Genomic DNA, 21,232 nt, shown 5'->3' on the forward strand with positions numbered 1-21,232 from the left:
TCCCGATTATACCCGACCACGTTGCTAAAAGCGTCGTATTGATCAAATTTTTGAAGTTTTATTTCAATGATTTCGTTGGAATTTCTGGTGCGAGTAACATCTGTTTATATAGAAAAAAATTAGAGGTCAAAGAGTTGCGAAACATTAAAGAACATCTGTTCTGAAATGCGAACGGCCGATTTTTTTTGTAAATTAGCTATTTTTCTGAGGATTTCAGGCAGGATTAGTGGGGTATTACGATTATTTCCACTGGATTTCGGTGCCATCGCAGGTGAATCTGTTTCTAAAATGAAGGACTCTAATGGCAGTTGGGCTACAGTTTCTTGTAATTTAGGTGCATGATCATTGAGTAATAGGCCGCCTATACCTAACTTGTAACCCAAGTTAACATACTGCCTCGCTAACTGTGGCCCACCATAAAAGCCATGAATAACACCTTTTCTGCGTGGAGCCTCGGCTTTAAGGAGCTTTAGCGTGTCTTCATGAGCTTTAACGCAATGCATAATGAGAGGCAGATCAAACTCTTTAGCCAAACAGATTTGAGCTAAGAATAGATTCATTTGTGTTGTGAAATTACTTTTATGTAACTTATCTAGTCCACATTCGCCGAGAGCCACTAAACGGCTGTCATCCTTATAGCGTGTAAGTATTGCTCTTAGACCTGTCATGTTCGCTGTTGTTGCACTCTCGCTATACCAAGGATGAATTCCGAGTGCATAGTAGCAGTCATATTGCTTGGCAACTTCTATTTGTCTCAGCCAGTTCTCGGGGGAAACACCAGGGATCAACACATTTTCGATGCCTGCATTCCGCATCTGTTGAAACAGAGTCCCCCTGTCTTCATCAAACTCGGGGAAATCTATATGAGCATGGCTATCGATAATGGGTTCCATAAACCTCGCTTTCACTCCCTTATAGACTGGCTATGATGCAATTTGCTATCAGTTTTTCCCGTTGATGCTTCAATGACCGATTCTCTATCTCTCGGAGCAGATTCACACTTAAGCTTAGGAGCCGACTGAAACTCAGGATCTGTTAGACGAGGCGCACAGCTACGACGATTCTCCGGCGTTAACCCCATCGAATCACACCATTGAATGTATTTATACCAAATAGCCCTAATTAGCTTCATATATTCCCTCCAGTTCACCTGTTTGAGTTTATCCCAACCTAGTGACCTTACCAATATAATTGAAGACCAAACAAACGTACCGAGATAAAAAGCAAAACCCCAGGCATGGCCTGGGGTTTGAGTATTGAAGCTATAGATTTGGATTAATTTTCACGCGTCTTAGCAAATTCAATATCTGGGTAACGTTCCATCGACAGGTTAAGGTTAACCATAGTCGGTGCGATGTATGTCAGGTTGTCACCACCATCTAACGCTAAGTTCATGCTGCACTTGCGCTTGAACTCATCGAGCTTCTTATGATCGTCACAGTACACCCAACGTGCAGTCGCGACGCTGATGGCTTCGTAAATCGCTTCTACTTTATATTCAGTCTTTAGACGACCTACAACCACTTCAAACTGCAGTACACCAACGGCACCTACAATTAAGTCATTGCTATCGAGTGGTCTAAATACCTGTACAGCGCCCTCTTCTGAAAGCTGTACAAGGCCTTTAAGCAATTGCTTTTGCTTTAAAGGATCTTTTAAGCGAATACGACGGAACATTTCTGGCGCGAAGTTGGGAACACCAGTAAAGCGAAGCTTCTCGCCTTGAGTAAAAGTATCACCAATACGGATTGTGCCATGATTGTGTAAACCGATAATATCGCCTGGATATGCGGCTTCTGCACGGTTACGGTCGCCAGCCATAAAGGTCAAGGCATCGCTCACGTTAACGTCTTTACCAAGACGAACATGATGCATCTTCATGCCTTGCTCGTAACGGCCAGAACAAATTCGCATAAAGGCAACACGATCTCGGTGCTTAGGATCCATGTTAGCTTGGATCTTAAATACGAAACCACTGAACTTCTCTTCTTCCGGCTGAACGTCACGAACTTCAGTTTCACGAGGCTGAGGTGTTGGTGCCCACTCAACGATACCGTCAAGGATATGGTCGACACCAAAGTTTCCTAACGCGGTACCGAAGTAAACAGGCGTCAGTTCACCTTTTAAGAATAGCTCATGGTCAAACTCGTTCGATGCACCAATAACCAATTCCATCTCATCACGAATATCCGCAGCATAGCTACCGATAGCTTCGTCAAGTTCAGGGTTATCAAGCCCCTTAATGATGCGAGAATCTTGAATTGTGTGCCCCATACCATTTTGGTACAGAATCACTTCGTCACGTAAAATATGGTAAACACCTTTAAACTCTTTACCGGCACCGATTGGCCAAGTAATAGGTGCACACGCGATATTAAGCACGTCTTCGACTTCATCCATCAACTCGATTGGATCACGAATATCACGGTCGAGCTTGTTCATGAAGGTAACGATTGGCGTATCACGCAAACGCGTGACTTCCATAAGCTTAATAGTACGTTGCTCAACACCTTTCGCAGAGTCGATAACCATCAAGCATGAGTCAACCGCCGTTAATGTACGATAAGTATCTTCAGAGAAGTCTTCGTGACCAGGCGTGTCTAATAGATTAACCAGCGCATCGTTATAAGGAAATTGCATTACAGACGTAGTAATTGAGATCCCGCGATCTTTTTCCATCTCCATCCAGTCAGATTTAGCGTGCTGACCTGATTTTTTGCCTTTAACGGTACCCGCTTTTTGTAACGCGTTTCCGAATAAAAGAACCTTTTCAGTAATGGTGGTTTTACCCGCATCTGGGTGAGAGATGATGGCGAAAGTGCGACGTTTGTCGACCTCAACTTTATAGCCTGACATGTTTACCTGTAATTCTGGGAGTTCACAAAGGCCGCAATTATAGCCGTTCACCTATATTTTGGCTACCAAACTAAAGAGTAAAATCAGTATGGGGATGATTTGTAAATGAATACCAATAAAAAAGCCTCCTAAAGGAGGCTTTCAAGAGGATAAAACGCTTTAGTTCGTTGCCAATTTCATTGCTTCATTGGTTCTAGCAAGCTCAAGCCTTGCATACCTGTGCTCAACGAAGTCATAAATATTTGTCGCTAATGCGAGTCTAAAGTAATTAGCCGCCTGGACATTATCACCTCGCTTTTGCGCAATCTTAGCCATATAGAAATAGGCTTCACAGAGCCGCTCGGCATACTCGTCGGGATGCTTTAGCCCTTCTTTAGCGAGATTAAATACCTCTTCCTTGCTCTTTTGGCCTAAGTAGAAATCAACTAAAGCCGTCGACCAAGCATTTTCCTGCAAGTTTTTACGGTTTTCAGTTAATTGAAGCTGCGCAGCTTGCTCATCGACTTCCCGTTCGGCTAAATATAGCCAAAGCACTCTGTAACCATCAGATGGATCTCGGTCGTAAAAGGCATTCATATCCGAAACCGCAAGTTCCATACGCTCACCATAATAAAGTGAAATCCCACGGTTTAGGTAGGCATAGTCGTATTCCGGAGACAATTCCAATACCGCATCAAATGCTTCATAGGCACTTTCAAACTCACTTTCCTGAGTGTAATAGATCCCGAGGAAGTTGTAGGCATCGGCTAAATTAGGTTGAAGCTTTAGAGCCTGATGGAAATCGATTCGACTCAGTATGCGTAAACCAACACGGTCGTAAATCACTCCACGGTCATAATGAAAACGCGCACGTTGCTCAGGTGTTAACTCGACTGATGCTAGGATTTCATTTAACTTTGCTAAGGTTATTTCTAACTTATAATCGGGCGAAATAGGGGCAACCCTTATCGACGCTTGTTGATCGTTATCGGACTGAGTGGACACACATCCTGTCAGCAGCATACTCACACAGGCCATAAGCATAATTACGCCTGTTCGCATCTTTTGATTCATCCATTTAACCTTCTGAGTTCGCCAATAGCACCAATCATAGCAACCCCTAATCACTACTGCTATCAAGGAATTGAAAATAATCCGCTTATCGTTGATTAATTCAACAGCCGACTTTGTTGTAGACATAAAAAAGGAGGCCATTGGCCTCCTTTTAATTCAAAGTGCTAGTGCTTACTCGGCAGCTGGCGCTTCGGCTTTAGGTGCAGCTTCTTTCATAGAAAGACGTACACGGCCTTGGCGGTCAACTTCCATCACTTTAACTTTAACTTCTTGACCTACTTCTAGGTAGTCAGACACGTTCGCAACACGCTCTTCAGCGATTTGAGAAATGTGTACTAGACCATCTTTACCTGGAAGAATCGTTACGAATGCACCGAAGTCTACGATACGAACAACTTTACCGTTGTATACTGTACCCACTTCAACTTCTGCAGTGATCTCTTCGATACGACGGATAGCTTCTTTAGTCGCTTCACCATTTGAAGAAGCAATCTTAACAGTACCATCATCTTCAAGCTCAATCGTAGTACCGGTTTCTTCAGTAAGTGCACGAATAGTTGCACCACCTTTACCGATAACATCACGAATCTTCTCTGGGTTAATCTTAAGAGTGGTGATACGTGGAGCGTGGTCAGAGATATCTTCACGGTGACCAGAGATAGCTTGGTCCATAACATTTAGGATATGAACACGTGCGCCGTATGCTTGCTGTAGAGCAATCTGCATGATCTCTTTAGTGATACCTTCGATCTTGATATCCATCTGCAGTGCAGTAATACCATCACGAGTACCAGCAACTTTAAAGTCCATGTCACCTAAGTGATCTTCGTCGCCTAGGATGTCAGATAGGACAACGAAATCGTCGCCTTCTTTAACTAGACCCATTGCGATACCTGCAACAGAAGTCTTGATTGGTACACCTGCATCCATAAGAGCAAGAGAAGTACCACAAACAGACGCCATAGAGCTAGAACCGTTTGACTCAGTGATTTCTGACACGATACGAACGCTGTATGGGAACTCTTCAGCAGTAGGCATAACCGCGTTAATACCACGCCATGCTAGCTTACCGTGACCAATTTCACGACGCTTAGGAGAACCTACCATGCCTGTTTCACCAACAGAGTATGGAGGGAAGTTGTAGTGAAGCATAAAGCGGTTAGTAGACTCGCCCATGATACTATCAATCTTCTGTGCATCACGCTCTGTGCCAAGGGTACAAGTTACTAGTGCCTGAGTTTCACCACGAGTGAACAGTGAGCTACCGTGAGTACGTGGAAGTACGCCAGCCATAACGTTAAGCGCACGAACCATATCTGGCTCACGGCCATCGATACGAGGGTTGCCTGCGATGATGCGGCTACGAACCACTTTCTTCTCTAGGCTACCAAGAAGACCGTCGATTTCACGTAGATCAACATCTGCGTTTTCAGCTAGCAATGCTTCTTTAGCTGCCGCTTTAACAACACCAACTTGCGCGTAACGATCTTGCTTAACTTCAATTTGGTAAGCTTCAGTTAGACCGGCTTCAGCTAAATCTTTGATCTTAGCAACTAGATCTTGGTCTTGCACTGGTGCAGTCCAATCCCATACAGGCTTGTTAACTTCTGCTTGAAGTTCTTTAATTGCTTTGATAACGACTTGCTGCTGATCGTGACCATAAACAACCGCACCTAACATTACTTCTTCAGGTAGCGCGCTTGCTTCTGACTCAACCATAAGTACTGCACTTTCAGTACCAGCGACAGAAAGCTCTAGCTGACTATCAACTAGCTGAGTTACCGTTGGGTTAAGAATGTATTCGCCATTAACATAACCAACACGTGCAGAACCTAGTGGACCATTAAATGGAATACCAGAGATAGAAAGTGCAGCAGAAGTACCAATCATAGAGATAACTTCTGGGCTGATTTCTGGGTCAACAGAAACAACAGTAATGATAACCTGAACTTCGTTCTTGAAACCGTTCGGGAATAATGGACGGATTGGACGGTCAATTAGACGTGCTGTAAGCGTTTCGCCTTCAGATGGACGACCTTCACGCTTAAAGAAGCCACCAGGGATCTTACCTGCTGCGTATGTTTTTTCCTGGTAATTAACGGTTAGCGGGAAAAAGTCACGGCCTGGCTCTTCAAACTTCTTGCCAACAACAGTAACCAATACTGTTGTATCACCCATACTTGCCAAAACAGCTGCATCTGCTTGACGTGCAATAACCCCAGTCTCTAATGTGACTGTGTGCTGACCATATTCAAAACTCTTTACGATTGGATTCACGTGAACCATTCCTTAATATTTAATTACCTTAATTACGCGCGTAAGTATACTGCAAGTTTATTCAATAGATAAAGAGAATAGATTGATGACAAAGCGGAATCTTTTCCCTACAGTGGACGCATTAGTCAGAAAACAGCTAAGACACGCCAATATCTCTGCCAATGAAAAAAATCTAAACCATTGAAATAAGGGAATAGAGTTAAAGATGGAGAGTTTCAAATCGCTAACATGGAAGCAGACTATTTTAGTGGTTTCTTCCACGTTATTTTTTGCCGTAGTGATCTTTTTTATTGAATTAACTTTACTCGTTATCAATGCTCGTCAAGAACTTACCGAGAACCAACGAGAACTCATCGACTCTATAGAACAACCTGCGACCGATGCCATCTGGGCCTTAGATGATTTACGTGCCAAACAAACTATCCGAGGCATTTTAAAAGTAGAACACGTTGGCTCGGCGATATTAAAACATGAAGATGGCAGCCGTTTCGTCGCAGTCAATAATGGTGCTCCTGCCGTTAATCCAGAACTTTTTACTGATATCAGTGCCGAACTGTTTGGCGACCTAGAACATATCTCTCGCTCCCTATATCGGCCTTTTTATATCGATGCGGATGGAAATAAAGAACTTATCGGCACTCTAACCGTGTTCTACTATACTCAAGAGCTAACAAGCTCTTTGTTTTCCAGCCTTAGATTTAGCCTTTGGGCAACGCTAGCAAGAGCCTTCTTGCTAACGCTTGTTCTGTCTATTGTATTTCATCGTTTTCTCACCCAGCCTATAGCGAAAATCAGCGAAGCTATCGATAGAATCGATCCCGAATCCCCAGCTAAACACTTGCTTCCAGCAGCCCGTAGCCACAGTAATGACGAACTCGGAACGGTTATCACCAAGCTCAATCAGATCTTGGTTCAATTCGATACGACACAGGCAAAGTTGCGCAAGATGGCGACACGGGACCCCCTTACTGGACTGCCGAATCGCGCTTTGCTGCTTGAAACTATTGCGGTAACCATCCAAAGAGCAAAGATGCAACAGAGTCGTTTCAGCTTGCTGTTTATTGATTTAGACCGTTTCAAAAATGTTAATGACTCCTTGGGCCATGAAATCGGCGATCAATTTTTAGTTCGAGTTGCACGTAGCTTAGAGTTAACTGCTGGACAGATTGGTACGGTCGCGAGACTAGGAGGAGATGAGTTTGTAGTTTTGACAGATGGCTTAGATTCCCCCACAAAAGCGGCAGATTTTGTCGACAAGCTACTGGTTCAACTCAATACGCCTATGCAGCTTCATGAGCATACAGTGCACCCTGCGGCTTCTATCGGTATAGCGATCTACCCCGATGATGGGCTTAGAGCCGAAGATCTTATTCGCCATGCCGATATCGCCATGTACAGTGCTAAAGCGGCAGGCTCAAACCAATGGGCATTTTTCAAATCCCAGATGACCGAACGTGCTTCGGTACGCTTAAAAACCGAGGCTTCATTGCATGATGCGCTTGTAAACGACGAATTCACACTGCATTTTCAGCCTAAGCTAGATCTCAGAACTGGAGAAGTAGTCGGCTGTGAAGCACTGATCCGTTGGCACAAAGATGACCGTCTAATAAGTCCAATTTCTTTTATTCCTGTCGCAGAAGAAACGGGCATTATTATTCAAATTGGCCGGTGGGTTATCGAGCAAAGCTGCAAAACAATCAGAGACTGGCAAACCAGCTATAACTTTTCGATGCCAGTTGCCATTAATGTCTCATCACAGCAGTTTTTAGACGCCAGTCTAGTGCCTGATATAAAACAGGCCGCTCTACGTTATCAAATAGCGCCTGAATTACTGGAAATAGAGATAACCGAAACGTCTCTGATGAATGACGTAGAGTCCGCAATAATAAAATTACAACAGTTAAAGACTGCAGGTTTTAGTATTGCTGTAGACGATTTTGGTACTGGTTACTCTTCTCTATCATACCTACGACGTTTGCCAATAAGCACCATGAAAATTGATCGTGGATTTGTTTCTGACCTGCCTGAAGAGAGTGCAATAGCATCGACTATCTTGATGCTTGGCAAGCAGCTCGACTTAAACATTGTCGCCGAGGGAATTGAAAATGAACAACAGCTTACTTGGTTACAAAACCAAGGCTGTGAGATAGGGCAAGGGTTTTACTTTAGCAAGCCTCTACCGATAGAAGCGTTTGAAGCCACATACATTGCTCCAAAATGTAACCTCATAAAAACTGTCTGAAAATAGAAAAAGCTGATAAGCCTAATCGAATACCAAGAGAAACCTCAATCCGCAGGCACAAAAAAAGGAGGCATAGCCTCCTTTTAATAGATCAGACGTTAAAATTAACGACGTAGACCTAACTTCTTGATTAGCTCTTGGTAACGTACAACTTCAGTACGCTTAAGGTAAGCAAGAAGCTTACGACGTGAGCTAACCATACGTAGTAGACCACGACGTGAATGGTGATCGTGGATGTGCTCTTTGAAGTGACCTTGTAGGTGGTTGATTTGTGCAGTTAACAATGCAACCTGAACTTCAGTAGAACCAGTGTCGTTTTCGCAACGACCGAATTCAGCTAGAATTTTAGCTTTAGCTTCAACACTTAGTGACATTTCTATCTCCAAAATATTACATTAAAAAATCTTTAGCCGATCACTAACTCAGCCAAAGGGGCGCGCCATTCTACCTATTTACACTATAGGTAGCAAGAATAATGTCGGATAAATAACCCTCTATTAATCTTGTTGCTCCCTTAATACTATAAGGCGCTTAGGAGCCAGTAATCCGTCATCGTTCATCTGGCCAATTCCAACAAACTGATTAGAATCACCAATGGTGATCCGTACCAGCTCGTCGACAGGTAAATTAGCCACCTGAACAGGATTACCGTTCATTAAGTAAGTGGCTAATTCATCAGAGACATTCACCTCTTTAAAGCCACTTACCGCAGTATCCATAGGCAATAACAGTGGATCTAACACCTCTGTTAACGGTAACGATTCAGCATCAGCCTTGGCCACTAACTCTTCGAGCTGCTTGAGCGACACCATCTTATCGTATGGGTAACCAGCAACTTGAGTACGGCGCAGCATGATGACATGAGCACCACAACCTAACATCTCACCTAAATCATCAGTGATAGTGCGTATGTAAGTCCCTTTAGAACAATGTATATCTAAGGTCAACTCATCGCCTTCAAGACTGATAAAGTTGAGCTCGAATACATTGATAGGACGAGCTTCACGAGGAACCTCAATGCCTTCACGCGCATACTTATACAAGGGCTGACCTTGATACTTAAGCGCAGAGTACATTGAAGGTACTTGCATCGTCTCACCGCGAAAGTGTTCCAAAGCCGTATCTAATTGCTCCTGAGTGAAGTTAACTTCTCTCGTTTGAACAATCTCACCATCAGAATCACTTGTATCTGTGCGCTGACCTAGTTTCGCAGTGACTAAATAACGCTTATCGGCATCGAGTAGGTGCTGTGAAAACTTGGTCGCTTCACCAAGACAGATAGGTAACATGCCCGTAGCTAGCGGATCCAAAGCACCGGTATGACCTGCTTTATTGGCATTAAAAAAGCGTTTCACTCTTTGTAATGCAAAATTTGAGCTCATACCCGTGTCTTTATCTAACAGTACAATACCGTCGATAAAACGGCCGCGAGAACGACGTGCCATTACTTATCGCCCTCTTCCTTGGTTTCATCTTGCGCAGCATCAGGTTCTACACCATGTTGCTTCTGCTTAGCTTCATCATTGCTGATAACGCGGCTTACTAGGTTAGACATACGCATACCTTCAACTAATGAACTGTCGTAGATAAAACGTAGCTCTGGCATAACGCGCAATTTCATGCGGCCAGCAACTAGTGAACGGATATAACCCGCAGCTGCGTCCAATGCTTCTACTTTCTGTTCAACTAGCTTTACGTCTTCCTCGAAGAAGGTCACATAAACTTTTGCATAGTTTAAATCGCGAGAAACATCAACGTCATTGACTGTGACAAACCCGATACGTGGGTCTTTCATATCACGCTGAAGGACAACGGCTAGCTCTTGCTGAAGCTGTTGTGCGATACGGCGTGTACGACTAAATTCTTTTGCCATAATATATTTGCCATAAATATTAAGGGCGGCTAACGCCGCCCTTATAACTAACTCGATAAATTACAAGGTACGTGCAATTTCTACAGTTTCGAAGACTTCGATCTGATCGCCAACTCTGACGTCATTATAGTTCTTCACACCGATACCACATTCCATGCCGTTACGAACTTCGTTAACGTCATCCTTGAAGCGGCGAAGAGATTCAAGCTCACCTTCGTAGATAACAACGTTGTCACGTAGAACGCGAATTGGAGCGCTACGCTTGATGGTACCTTCGGTAACCATACAACCAGCAATTGCACCAATCTTAGGCGACTTAAACACGTCACGAACTTCAGCAAGACCAATGATTTCTTGTCTGAATTCAGGTGCTAGCATACCACCCATTGCATCACGAACTTCATCAATCAATTGATAGATGATGCTGTAGTAACGTAGGTCAACACTTTCACTATCAACAACTTTACGCGCCTGTGCATCAGCACGAACGTTAAAGCCAACCATGATAGCGTTAGACGCTGCAGCTAGAGTAGCATCAGTTTCAGTTAGTCCACCTACACCGCGAGCGATGATGTTAACTTTAACTTCGTCTGTAGATAGCTTCTCAAGTGAGTCTGCAATCGCTTCAAGTGAGCCCTGAACGTCTGCTTTAAGTACCAAGTTAAGCTCTTGAACTTCACCTTCAACCATGTTGGCGAACATGTTTTCAAGCTTAGACTTCTGCTGACGTGCAAGTTTAACATCACGGAACTTACCTTGACGGTAAAGTGCTACTTCACGTGCTTTACGCTCATCACGTACTACAGTCGCTTCGTCACCCGCTGATGGCACACCAGAAAGACCTAAGATCTCAACAGGAATTGATGGACCCGCTTCAGTAATTGACTTACCGTTCTCATCTTTCATCGCACGGACTTTACCGTACTCAAGACCACATAGAACGATATCGCCTTGCTTAAGCGTACCTTCTTGTACAAGTACTGTTGCAACTGGACCGCGGCCTTTATCAAGCTTAGATTCAACAACAACACCAGCAGCCATACCTTCACGAACAGCTTGAAGCTCTAAAACTTCAGCTTCTAGAAGAATGCCTTCTAGTAGCTCGTCGATACCTGTACCGTCTTTAGCTGAAACGTGAACAAACATGTTGTTTCCGCCCCAATCTTCAGACATAACGCCATGCTGAGAAAGCTCAGACTTAACGCGATCTGGATCAGCTTCTGGCTTATCGATCTTGTTTACAGCAACAATCAGAGGTACACCGCCCGCTTTAGCGTGCTGGATAGCTTCGATTGTTTGTGGCATCACGCCATCATCAGCTGCAACCACAAGGATTACGATATCGGTCGCCTTAGCACCACGAGCACGCATAGCGGTAAACGCCGCGTGACCAGGAGTATCTAAGAAGGTGATCATTCCATTTTCAGTTTCTACGTGGTACGCACCGATGTGCTGAGTAATACCACCGGCTTCGCCTGATGCAACTTTCGCACGACGAATGTAGTCAAGTAGCGATGTCTTACCATGGTCAACGTGACCCATGATAGTAACAACTGGCGCACGAGGCTCAACTTTAACGTCACCGTTACGGTCAGCAAGTACTTGATGCTCAAGCTCGTTCTCACGAGTAAGTACAACTTTATGACCCATCTCTTCTGCAACAAGCTGTGCAGTTTCTTGGTCTAGTACTTGGTTAATGGTAACCATAGAGCCCATCTTCATCATCTGCTTGATGATTTCAGTGGCTTTAATTGACATCTTAGAAGCCAATTCAGAAACAGATACCGTTTCACCAATGCTCACATCAGCTTTTACTACTGCTGCAGGCTTAGTGAAAGCGTGATCCATAGACTCTGGTGCTACGCTACGGTTGTTGCGTGAGTTACGAGAGTTACGGTTGTCACGACGGTTATCTTTACCGCGCTTACCTTTACCGCCAGGCTTACCAGCACCTGCGTTAGCATTGGCATTAGCATTGTTACCAGCGTTAGCTGAAGGCTTACGAGGACGACGACCACGCTTTTCAGCGTTTGCATCTGCTGTATCTTCGGCTGCACGCGCTTCAGTAGAAGTCGTCACGTGGTGATCAACTGATTTCTCAGCTTCTTTACGTGCTTTCTCTTCTTCAGCCCAACGCTTTTCATTTTCTTCAGCTAAACGACGAGCTACTTCTGCAGCTGCTGCAACTTCTTCATCTGCTTTAGCTTTTGCTGCTGCTTCTTGCGCGGCTAGCAATTTTGCTTCTTCCGCTTTCGCAGCTTTGTCTTCAGCAGTTTCTGCTGCTGGCTTTTCTGTTTGCACTTTTGCTTTCGCCTTAGCTTCCGCTTCTGCTTTAGCTTTTGCTTTCACTTCTGCATCGGCTTTCGCCTTAGCTTCTGCTTCTGCTTTTGCTTTTGCTTCAGCTTCAGCAGCCTTAGCTTCTTCTGCCTTTGCCGCTGCTGCTAATTCAGCTTCAGCCGCTTCGTCGCGTTTAACGAAAGTACGCTTTTTACGCACTTCAACTTTAACGTCTTTTGACTGTCCACCGCTACCAGCAACACTGAGTGTTGAAACTGATTTGCGTTGTAATGTCATTTTTTGTGGGGCTGCATCGCCACCGTGTTGCTTCTTCAGAAAATCAAGCAACTGCTGCTTTTCAGATTCAGAAACCGTATCGCTTGCCGACTTCTTAATACCAGCCTGAGAAAACTGTTCAACTAAACGATCAGTGCTTTTCCCTACTTCTTTGGCTAGTTTATCTACTGTAGTATCCGCCATATATAAAACTCCCCTCTGCTGATCGACTTATGCTTCTTCGCCAAACCAACAGATATTACGGGCAGCCATAATAAGCTCACCTGCTTTTTCTTCTGTCAATTCTTCAATTTCGATCAAATCATCAATGCCTTGTTCGGCTAAATCTTCAAGCGTAATTACGCCTTTGCTTGCCATTACGAATGCCAAGTGTCTATCTAGACCTTCTAACGCAAGAAGATCTTCACTTGGTTCAGCACCATCAAGTGCCTCTTCAGTCGCAAGAGCACGAGTAGAGATCGCCGCTTTAGCGCGTTCTCTTAATGACTCAACGATATCTTCGTCGAATCCATCAATTTCTAGTAACTCTGATTCAGGTACGTAGGCAATCTCTTCTAGAGATGTGAAACCTTCATCTGAAAGCAATTGTGCAAACTCTTCATCAACGTCTAGCGCTTGAATGAACAAGTTCACAACCTTTGCGCTTTCAGCCTGATGCTTAGCTTTCATGTCATCAACTGTCATCACGTTTAGTTCCCAACCAGATAGTTGAGTCGCTAGACGAATGTTTTGACCGTTACGACCAATCGCTTGCGCTAAGCTGTCAGCTTCAACGGCGATATCCATTGAGTGGTTATCTTCATCAACGATGATAGATGCCACGTCAGCTGGTGCCATACAGTTAATAACGTATTGCGCTGGGTTATCATCCCAAAGCACGATATCAACACGCTCACCGCCAAGTTCATTAGATACAGCTTGAACACGTGCGCCACGCATACCAACACAGGCACCGATAGGATCGATGCGACGGTCATTAGACTTAACCGCAATCTTAGCGCGAGAACCAGGATCACGAGCTGCGCCCATGATTTCGATCATCTCGTCTTGAATTTCTGGTACTTCAACCCGGAATAGCTCGATAAGCATATCTGGTTTAGTACGAGTCAAGAATAGCTGCGCACCGCGAGCTTCTGGACGTACAGAGTAAAGCAGTGCACGAACACGGTCGCCTGGACGGAAAGATTCACGTGAAATCAAATCTTCTTTAAACAGAACGCCGTCTGCGTTATTACCAAGATCGACAACTACGCTCTCGCGGTTGCTCTTCTTAACAACGCCAACAATCAACTCACCTTCGCGATCACGGAACTGATCTACAATTTGAGCACGCTCAGCTTCACGTACTTTTTGTACGATAACTTGCTTAGCAGTTTGAGTGGTGATGCGGTCGAATGCTACTGATTCAATTTCATCTTCGATGAAACCACCTAACTCAATTTCTGGATCGTCAAACTTAGCTGCTTCAAGCGTAATTTCACGGAATGGATTTTCCAATGGTACGCCTTGATCTTCAACAACCATCCAACGACGGAATGTTTCATAGGCACCAGTCTTACGATCGATTGCAACACGAACTTCGATGTCACCTTCGTATTTTTTCTTGGTTGCTGTGGCTAGTGCAATTTCCAGCGCTTCGAAAATCTTCTCGCGCGGTACACCTTTCTCATTTGAAACCGCCTCAGCGACTAGCAGAATCTCTTTATTCATTGTCTTGCCTCGTTCACCTTGAATTCATCAAAACTTAGCGATTAAGTTGCCTTTACGGATATTATCCAAAGCAACGATAAGTTCGTTCCCATCTACCGACAGATTAAGCATTTGCCCATCAACGCCAGTAACGGTGCCTTTTAAATTACGACTGCCTGCAACAGGCATAGTTAGTTGTACTTTTACAGTCTCACCAATGTAGGCCTGGTACTGCTCGGCAGTAAACAAAGGTCTATCTACACCAGGAGAAGAAACTTCTAATGTGTACTCTGATGAAATTGGATCTTCAACATCCAATACAGCACTGACTTGGCGGCTTGCTTCGGCGCAATCTTCAATGAAGATGCCCTTTTCGTTGTCTATATATAGACGCAAGATAGAGTGCTTGCCTGCTTGAATATATTCCAAACCCCAAAGCTGATGGCCTAATGCTTCAACTGGCGCTTTGAGCATCTCTACCAGTTTGCGTTCTAATGTAGCCAAGGTTACCCCCAGAAAAACAAAAAAGGGCCTAATAGCCCCAGTACACGCCACAGAAAGTGGCCGTTTTATAAGTTCCAGATAACAAAAAACCCCGTAATGACGAGGTTGATATATCCAGAACCTGTAACAGTATAGAAATAAATTTCTTTACTGGGAAGCTGGTTGCGGGGGCCGGATTTGAACCGACGACCTTCGGGTTATGAGCCCGACGAGCTACCAAACTGCTCCACCCCGCGACAACTTGTGCAAGTATATTGAGATTCATCTCGACTTGCAATAATAAAGCGCTCTTTAGCCACTTTATTATCCTCGATTTCGTCATTGTCGAAATCAAAGATTTGGTGCGGATGGAGGGACTTGAACCCTCACGAGCATAGCTCACCACCCCCTCAAGATGGCGTGTCTACCAATTCCACCACATCCGCATAAAACTTGTAATCTTGACTGCTTTTATTGTTCGCCACTTTGAGAGGTTAATGGCAAATTTACAGTCGGTATCAAGCTATTAAGATTGATACCTTTCATAAGTTTCCTTATGAATTAGTCAGGGATCTTGTCTTCTGACTTTTCAGCTTCTTGCTGAACCTGCTCAACTACTTGAGCAGCATCACTTCCTAAATCGTCCCAAGCACCTTCAGCTTTAGAGTGATTCGCACTTAAGTTACCGATGGTAAGACTTAGTGCAAAAAACGCTACTGCTAGAACCGCAGTTGAACGAGTCAAAAAGTTACCAGAACCTGATGAACCGAACAGAGTACCTGAAGCACCGGCGCCAAAAGAGGCCCCCATGTCAGCACCTTTACCTTGCTGAATTAGGATTAGGCCAACTAGACCAATCGCCACCAACAAGTAAACAACCATTAGAACTTCATACATATTATGCGCTCATCGCTATCGTACATAAACTGAGAAATTCGGTAGCATTGAGGCTAACACCGCCAATCAATCCACCGTCTACATCAGGTTGAGCAAACAAGTCTGCTGCATTACTCGGTGTTACGCTACCACCGTACAAAATCCTGATATTTTCTCCGATAAATGGAGATACTTCAGAGAGGCGTTTGCGAATAAACGCATGGACTTCTTGAGCCTGCTCTGGCGTAGCGCTCTTACCTGTCCCTACTGCCCATAATGGCTCGTAAGCGATAATCGCGTTGTCAAAAGCCATGGTGCCATTTTTTTCGATGACGATATCTAACTCTTCTGCAATCACTTCAAAAGTGCGTCTTGCTTCACGAGCTGGACCCGACTCACCAACACATAATATTGGGGTCAAACCATGTTTCTGAGCGGCAGCAAATTTCTCTGCTACTATGTTACTCGTCTCTCCGTACATACGGCGACGTTCTGAATGTCCGATAATAACATATCGACATCCTGAATCCTTTAACATCTGACCAGATATTTCACCAGTATAGGCACCGAAGTCATGTTGACTTAGATTTTGAGTACCCATTCTGACTAAGCAACCATTTAAGGTTTCTTTATTTTCATCTAGTAGCTGTCGAACACTTTCTAAGTAAATAGAAGGTGGACACAAAACCACTTCCACTGAATCATCTTGGAGCTTGGTAGCGAACTTATTGAATAGCTCTTGCGCCAACTGCGCACTGCCGTTCATTTTCCAATTACCAGCAACCATGGGGCGTCTAAGTGCCATTACAGTCTCCTTTGAAAGCGGCGTGAATAATAGCGAACCACTTGTTAAGTTACAATAGCTAAAAGCGTTATTTTTACGAATTCAGGAGGGAACGCGTATTTTTTATGCGAACAAGATGCTGGCAGTACGATTTATCACAACTTTGCTGGATATTTCAACACTACTGCCAGTCATACCTTATTTAAACCATTAATTACTAGACTAAATTACGTACAGCGTCAGCAATATAGTTCGCATACTCAGTCACGGCTTCTTGCTCATCACCTTCAACCATCACGCGCAGTAGTGGCTCAGTGCCCGATTTACGCAGTAGTACTCGACCTCGTGCACCTAATTTTTGCTCGACTTCGGCTTGGGCGGCAAGTACAACCTCTGAAGCTAGCGGATCACTGTCCCCTTCGAAGCGAACGTTAACCAACACCTGAGGCAGCATGGTAATGTTGGCCGTCAACTCTTCCAAACTAGCATTTTGACGCTGCATCGCGGCTAAAACAAGAATACCTGCAACGATGCCATCGCCTGTAGTGCCGTGATCTAAATTAAGAATATGGCCAGAGTTTTCACCACCAATTCGCCAATCATGCTCTTTTAGTAGTTCCATCACATAACGGTCACCCACTTTAGAGCGAACAAATGGGATCTCTAATGCTTGTAGAGCTAAATCAAGACCTAGATTTGACATCAAGGTACCCACAACACCACCGCGAAGTACGCCACGCTTTTGCGCATCACAGGCCAAAATGTATAAGATCTCATCGCCATCAATCACGCGACCATGACGGTTAACCATCATGATACGATCACCATCACCATCTAATGCGATACCTAGATCAGCATTTTCAGCGAGTACGGTTTCACAAATTTTAGCCATTGAGGTGGCACCAACCTTATCGTTGATGTTCAAACCATTTGGCTTATCACCGATAGCGATAACCTCTGCACCAAGCTCTCTAAATACACTCGGTGCGATGTGGTAAGTCGCACCATGGGCACAATCGACTACGATTTTAAGACCGCTTAGTGTTTGCTCCGCTGGGAAGTGGCTCTTACAATATTCAATATAACGACCGGCGGCATCGTCAATACGATTAACCTTACCCAGTAGGTGAGACTCTACGCAGGTTAACGGCTTCTCAAGTTCAGCTTCAATTTCAAGCTCGACTTCATCATCTAGCTTACTGCCATCGGTAGAAAAGAATTTAATGCCATTATCATAGTAAGGGTTATGGGACGCACTGATCACAATACCCGCCTCTGCGCGGAACGTGCGCGTAAGGTAGGCCACGGCAGGAGTAGGCATAGGCCCGATAAGCATCACATCGAGACCCGCAGCAGAAAGACCCGCTTCTAATGCTGATTCAAATAGATAACCTGAGATACGTGTATCTTTACCGATAATCACTTTCTGCGTACCAGAGCGTGATAATACCCGTCCGGCAGCCCAACCCAATTTAAGCGCAAGCTCTGGCGTCATCTTTCCCGCGCCAACTTTGCCACGAATACCGTCTGTTCCGAAAAATTGTCTTTGCTTCACTTGAACTCCAAACTCAATAATCAGGTCGATCTAAATCCATCGATTCTACCGTAAAAAATACTAACCCTAGCTGAACTGCTCCGTGAAGAGCCAAATAGTTAAGCTAAGGTTTTAAAATTCTTTGTAGCTTCTAACACAGCTATCGTGTCACAGGTCTCTTGCACGTCATGAACCCGTACTATCTTTGCACCCGCTTGTATTGCCAGCATATTACCAGCAAGTGTGGCACTTAATCTTTGTGATACCTCACGTCCTAGTAACTGACCAAACATACTCTTGCGCGATAAACCTGCCAAAAGAGGTAGGCCCAATGGCTCAAATTCAGCCATTCTGCTTAGCAGTTCATAGTTATGCGACAATGTTTTACCAAAACCGAAACCGGGATCTAGCACAATATGTTCGCGCTTTATTCCTGCAGCGATACAGGCATCGATTCGCTCACTAAAGAAGTGGCTAATATCACTGATGATATCGTTATATTGAGGCGAATTTTGCATAGTCCTTGGCTGACCTTGCATATGCATTAAACACACTGGCACGTTGAGCTTTGCCGCAGTTTCAATTGCCCCTGGCTCCTGAAGAGCTCTAACATCATTAATTAAATGAGCGCCGGCATTGACTGCGGCTTCCATCACAACGGGTTTACTGGTATCGATTGAAATCCATACATCGTGATTTTTACTCACGTACTCGATTAATGGAATGACTCGTTCAATCTCATGCTCAGCTGACACATCTTTTGCACCAGGGCGAGTCGACTCGCCACCAATATCAATAATCTTAGCGCCCTGACTGACCATTAAATCCGCTTGGATACACGCGGTTTCAATCGATGAATATTCGCCACCATCAGAAAATGAATCCGGCGTGACATTAAGGATCCCCATCACAACTGGGGAGCTTAAATCGAGAATGTGATTGCCACTAACTAATTTAGACAAAATAAAGTTCCGTAAACAAGAAAACCCCTAGAAGGGGTTTTCTTTATCAAACTAAAGATTACTTAGCCGGTGATTCGTCAGCATCGCTAACATCAGGCTTCTCTTCTTTAACTTCCTTGATCTCTTCTTTCTTTTCAGAAGAAGTGTCATTGTTGTCGTTGTCCTTAGACTGCTGGTCTTTTTGCCATTCAGCAGGCATACGCACTTCACGACGAGCCATCAAGTCATCAATTTGCTCTGAATCGATAGTCTCATACTTCATCAAGGCATCTTTCATCGCATGAAGAATATCCATATTTTCGGTTAGGAAAGTATGAGCGCGTCCATAGTTTGCGTCGATAAGCAGCTTAACTTCGGCATCGATAACGCGAGCAGTGTCATCAGACATATGCTGAGACTTACCCATGCTACGACCTAGGAACACTTCGTTTTCATCTTCAGCATAAAGCACAGGACCCAGCTTCTCAGAGAAGCCCCATTGGGTCACCATGTTACGTGCGATAGACGTTGCATACTTAATATCTTGCGATGCGCCAGTAGAGACTTTTTCGCTACCGTAAATCAAATCTTCTGCAATACGTCCACCGTAGGCAACCGAGATTTGACTCTCAAGCTTACGACGGCTTTGGCTAATTGCATCAGCTTCTGGCAAGAAGAAGGTCACACCTAGAGCACGACCACGTGGAATAATCGTTACCTTATGCACTGGATCATGCTCTGGTACCAAACAACCCACAATCGCATGACCCGCTTCATGGTAAGCGGTCATCTCTTTCTCTTCTTCTGACATCACCATAGTACGACGCTCTGCGCCCATCATGATCTTGTCTTTTGCACTCTCAAACTCTTCCATACCGACAACACGGCGGCTGTTACGAGCAGCAAACAATGCCGCTTCGTTAACAAGGTTTGCAAGGTCAGCACCTGAGAAGCCTGGAGTACCACGAGCAATTACGCTCGCCTTAACGCCATCGGCTAAAGGTACTTTACGCATATGTACCTTAAGAATCTGTTCACGACCACGTACATCAGGCAAACCTACAACTACCTGACGGTCAAAACGACCTGGACGTAGTAGTGCAGCATCGAGTACGTCTGGACGGTTAGTCGCGGCGATAACGATAATACCTTCGTTACCTTCGAAACCATCCATCTCAACTAGCATTTGGTTAAGAGTTTGCTCACGCTCATCGTGACCACCACCCACACCTGCGCCACGCTGGCGACCTACAGCATCGATTTCATCGATAAAGATGATACAAGGTGCAGACTTCTTCGCTTGCTCAAACATGTCACGTACACGAGATGCACCAACACCAACAAACATTTCTACGAAGTCAGAACCAGAAATAGTAAAGAAAGGCACTTTCGCTTCACCAGCAATCGCCTTAGCAAGCAAAGTTTTACCCGTACCAGGAGGACCAACTAACAATACGCCTGTTGGAATACGGCCACCTAGTTTTTGGAACTTGGTCGGCTCTTTCAGGTAGTCAACCAGTTCTTTAACGTCTTCTTTAGCTTCATCACAACCTGCAACGTCACCAAAAGTCGTCTTGATCTGATCTTCGCTCATCAACTTGGCTTTACTCTTACCAAATGACATCGCGCCTTTACCGCCACCGCCTTGCATCTGGCGCATGAAGAAGATCCACACACCAATCAGCAATAGCATAGGGAACCAAGAGATAAAGATCTGGGTTAAGAAACCTGACTCTTCAGCCTCTTGTCCTTTCATCATGATGCCCTTACGGTCAAGATCATTGATTAAATCAAGATCTGGCATTGGCATGATGGTGACAAACTTCTCACCTGTAGTGGTTGTTCCTTCAATGGTACGCTGATCGCTTTTCACTTCGACAGTACTAATCTGCCCAGAGCGAACATCGTCTAAAAAGGTTGAATAATCCATCTTCTGCTTGGTAGAAGAAGAGGGGGAATAGCCCTGAAAAACTGACATCAACACAACTGCGATGACAACCCAGAGAATTAAATTTTTTGCCATGTCACTCAAATTACTCGACCTCTTTTA

Annotated in this window: 17 protein-coding genes and 2 tRNA genes; 1 reads left to right on the top strand and 18 read right to left on the bottom strand. The window is 44.5% G+C overall.

Features of this window, described 5'->3' with window-relative positions; genetic code table 11:
* Nucleotides 1-119: 119 nt before the first annotated feature.
* From Q1A86_RS05165 to pnp, 5 genes are all read right to left on the bottom strand, one after another.
* Entirely contained in the window at nucleotides 120-893 is a 774-nt protein-coding gene (locus Q1A86_RS05165; RefSeq protein WP_299803700.1) for a TatD family hydrolase, read from the bottom strand.
* A gap of 11 nt (nucleotides 894-904) precedes the next feature.
* Complete coding sequence (locus Q1A86_RS05170; RefSeq protein ID WP_299803703.1) at nucleotides 905-1,132, bottom strand: hypothetical protein; 228 nt, start codon at nucleotides 1,130-1,132, stop codon at nucleotides 905-907.
* A 143-nt stretch (nucleotides 1,133-1,275) separates the two neighbouring features.
* Nucleotides 1,276-2,856 (bottom strand): peptide chain release factor 3, encoded by a 1,581-nt coding sequence (gene prfC, locus Q1A86_RS05175; protein ID WP_299803704.1) that lies wholly within the window; start codon nucleotides 2,854-2,856, stop codon nucleotides 1,276-1,278.
* A 159-nt stretch (nucleotides 2,857-3,015) separates the two neighbouring features.
* Nucleotides 3,016-3,909, bottom strand: a complete 894-nt coding sequence (gene nlpI / locus Q1A86_RS05180) for a lipoprotein NlpI (protein WP_299803707.1) — start codon at nucleotides 3,907-3,909, stop codon at nucleotides 3,016-3,018.
* A 171-nt stretch (nucleotides 3,910-4,080) separates the two neighbouring features.
* Complete coding sequence (gene pnp / locus Q1A86_RS05185; RefSeq protein ID WP_299803710.1) at nucleotides 4,081-6,186, bottom strand: polyribonucleotide nucleotidyltransferase; 2,106 nt, start codon at nucleotides 6,184-6,186, stop codon at nucleotides 4,081-4,083.
* 205 nt (nucleotides 6,187-6,391) lie between these two features.
* On the opposite strand from pnp, the gene Q1A86_RS05190 reads away from it, so the two are divergent.
* Nucleotides 6,392-8,428, top strand: a complete 2,037-nt coding sequence (locus Q1A86_RS05190) for an EAL domain-containing protein (RefSeq protein ID WP_299803713.1) — start codon at nucleotides 6,392-6,394, stop codon at nucleotides 8,426-8,428.
* A 104-nt stretch (nucleotides 8,429-8,532) separates the two neighbouring features.
* Here the strand turns inward: Q1A86_RS05190 and rpsO are convergent, their stop codons facing one another.
* The 13 genes from rpsO to ftsH all read right to left on the bottom strand — a co-directional run bounded on the left by rpsO (nucleotide 8,533) and on the right by ftsH (nucleotide 21,205).
* Nucleotides 8,533-8,802: a 30S ribosomal protein S15 gene (gene rpsO / locus Q1A86_RS05195; protein WP_299803716.1), complete on the bottom strand. Its 270-nt coding sequence runs from the start codon at nucleotides 8,800-8,802 to the stop codon at nucleotides 8,533-8,535.
* A gap of 123 nt (nucleotides 8,803-8,925) precedes the next feature.
* Complete coding sequence (truB, locus tag Q1A86_RS05200) at nucleotides 8,926-9,873, bottom strand: tRNA pseudouridine(55) synthase TruB (RefSeq protein WP_299803719.1); 948 nt, start codon at nucleotides 9,871-9,873, stop codon at nucleotides 8,926-8,928.
* Complete coding sequence (gene rbfA, locus Q1A86_RS05205; RefSeq protein WP_299803722.1) at nucleotides 9,873-10,301, bottom strand: 30S ribosome-binding factor RbfA; 429 nt, start codon at nucleotides 10,299-10,301, stop codon at nucleotides 9,873-9,875. Before rbfA ends, truB begins: the two co-directional genes overlap by 1 nt.
* 60 nt (nucleotides 10,302-10,361) lie before the next feature.
* The gene (infB, locus tag Q1A86_RS05210) at nucleotides 10,362-13,058 is read right to left on the bottom strand and encodes a translation initiation factor IF-2 (RefSeq protein WP_299803724.1); all 2,697 of its coding nucleotides are present in this window, start codon (nucleotides 13,056-13,058) and stop codon (nucleotides 10,362-10,364) included.
* Nucleotides 13,059-13,085: 27 nt separating this feature from the next.
* Nucleotides 13,086-14,585, bottom strand: a complete 1,500-nt coding sequence (gene nusA / locus Q1A86_RS05215) for a transcription termination factor NusA (RefSeq protein ID WP_299803726.1) — start codon at nucleotides 14,583-14,585, stop codon at nucleotides 13,086-13,088.
* A 27-nt stretch (nucleotides 14,586-14,612) separates the two neighbouring features.
* Nucleotides 14,613-15,068, bottom strand: coding sequence for a ribosome maturation factor RimP (gene rimP, locus Q1A86_RS05220; RefSeq protein ID WP_299803729.1), 456 nt, complete (start codon nucleotides 15,066-15,068; stop codon nucleotides 14,613-14,615).
* Nucleotides 15,069-15,227: 159 nt separating this feature from the next.
* Nucleotides 15,228-15,304, bottom strand: a tRNA-Met gene (locus Q1A86_RS05225).
* Between the two features lie 103 nt (nucleotides 15,305-15,407).
* Nucleotides 15,408-15,493: transfer RNA gene (locus Q1A86_RS05230), tRNA-Leu, on the bottom strand.
* Between the two features lie 115 nt (nucleotides 15,494-15,608).
* Nucleotides 15,609-15,944 carry a preprotein translocase subunit SecG gene (secG, locus tag Q1A86_RS05235; RefSeq protein WP_202721856.1) on the bottom strand — a complete coding sequence of 112 codons (336 nt, stop codon included), beginning with the start codon at nucleotides 15,942-15,944 and terminating at the stop codon, nucleotides 15,609-15,611.
* A gap of 1 nt (nucleotide 15,945) precedes the next feature.
* Nucleotides 15,946-16,728: a triose-phosphate isomerase gene (tpiA, locus tag Q1A86_RS05240; RefSeq protein WP_299803738.1), complete on the bottom strand. Its 783-nt coding sequence runs from the start codon at nucleotides 16,726-16,728 to the stop codon at nucleotides 15,946-15,948.
* Nucleotides 16,729-16,924: 196 nt separating this feature from the next.
* Nucleotides 16,925-18,262: a phosphoglucosamine mutase gene (gene glmM / locus Q1A86_RS05245; RefSeq protein ID WP_299803740.1), complete on the bottom strand. Its 1,338-nt coding sequence runs from the start codon at nucleotides 18,260-18,262 to the stop codon at nucleotides 16,925-16,927.
* A 98-nt stretch (nucleotides 18,263-18,360) separates the two neighbouring features.
* The gene (gene folP, locus Q1A86_RS05250; protein ID WP_299803743.1) at nucleotides 18,361-19,203 is read right to left on the bottom strand and encodes a dihydropteroate synthase; all 843 of its coding nucleotides are present in this window, start codon (nucleotides 19,201-19,203) and stop codon (nucleotides 18,361-18,363) included.
* A 58-nt stretch (nucleotides 19,204-19,261) separates the two neighbouring features.
* Nucleotides 19,262-21,205, bottom strand: coding sequence for an ATP-dependent zinc metalloprotease FtsH (gene ftsH / locus Q1A86_RS05255; RefSeq protein ID WP_299803745.1), 1,944 nt, complete (start codon nucleotides 21,203-21,205; stop codon nucleotides 19,262-19,264).
* Between the last annotated feature and the right edge of the window lie 27 nt (nucleotides 21,206-21,232).

Source organism: uncultured Shewanella sp. (assembly GCF_947497935.1).
Taxonomy (GTDB): Bacteria; Pseudomonadota; Gammaproteobacteria; order Enterobacterales; family Shewanellaceae; genus Shewanella.

Excerpts from the sequence above, each read along its gene's own strand:
- Q1A86_RS05165 (WP_299803700.1), bottom strand. The coding sequence starts at position 893 with ATGGAACCCATTATCGATAGCCATGCTCATATAGATTTCCCCGAGTTT.
- Q1A86_RS05170 (WP_299803703.1), bottom strand. The coding sequence starts at position 1,132 with ATGAAGCTAATTAGGGCTATTTGGTATAAATACATTCAATGGTGTGAT.
- prfC (WP_299803704.1), bottom strand. The coding sequence starts at position 2,856 with ATGTCAGGCTATAAAGTTGAGGTCGACAAACGTCGCACTTTCGCCATC.
- nlpI (WP_299803707.1), bottom strand. The coding sequence starts at position 3,909 with ATGAATCAAAAGATGCGAACAGGCGTAATTATGCTTATGGCCTGTGTG.
- Q1A86_RS05190 (WP_299803713.1), top strand. The coding sequence starts at position 6,392 with ATGGAGAGTTTCAAATCGCTAACATGGAAGCAGACTATTTTAGTGGTT.
- rpsO (WP_299803716.1), bottom strand. The coding sequence starts at position 8,802 with ATGTCACTAAGTGTTGAAGCTAAAGCTAAAATTCTAGCTGAATTCGGT.
- truB (WP_299803719.1), bottom strand. The coding sequence starts at position 9,873 with ATGGCACGTCGTTCTCGCGGCCGTTTTATCGACGGTATTGTACTGTTA.
- rbfA (WP_299803722.1), bottom strand. The coding sequence starts at position 10,301 with ATGGCAAAAGAATTTAGTCGTACACGCCGTATCGCACAACAGCTTCAG.
- infB (WP_299803724.1), bottom strand. The coding sequence starts at position 13,058 with ATGGCGGATACTACAGTAGATAAACTAGCCAAAGAAGTAGGGAAAAGC.
- nusA (WP_299803726.1), bottom strand. The coding sequence starts at position 14,585 with ATGAATAAAGAGATTCTGCTAGTCGCTGAGGCGGTTTCAAATGAGAAA.
- secG (WP_202721856.1), bottom strand. The coding sequence starts at position 15,944 with ATGTATGAAGTTCTAATGGTTGTTTACTTGTTGGTGGCGATTGGTCTA.
- tpiA (WP_299803738.1), bottom strand. The coding sequence starts at position 16,728 with ATGGCACTTAGACGCCCCATGGTTGCTGGTAATTGGAAAATGAACGGC.
- ftsH (WP_299803745.1), bottom strand. The coding sequence starts at position 21,205 with ATGGCAAAAAATTTAATTCTCTGGGTTGTCATCGCAGTTGTGTTGATG.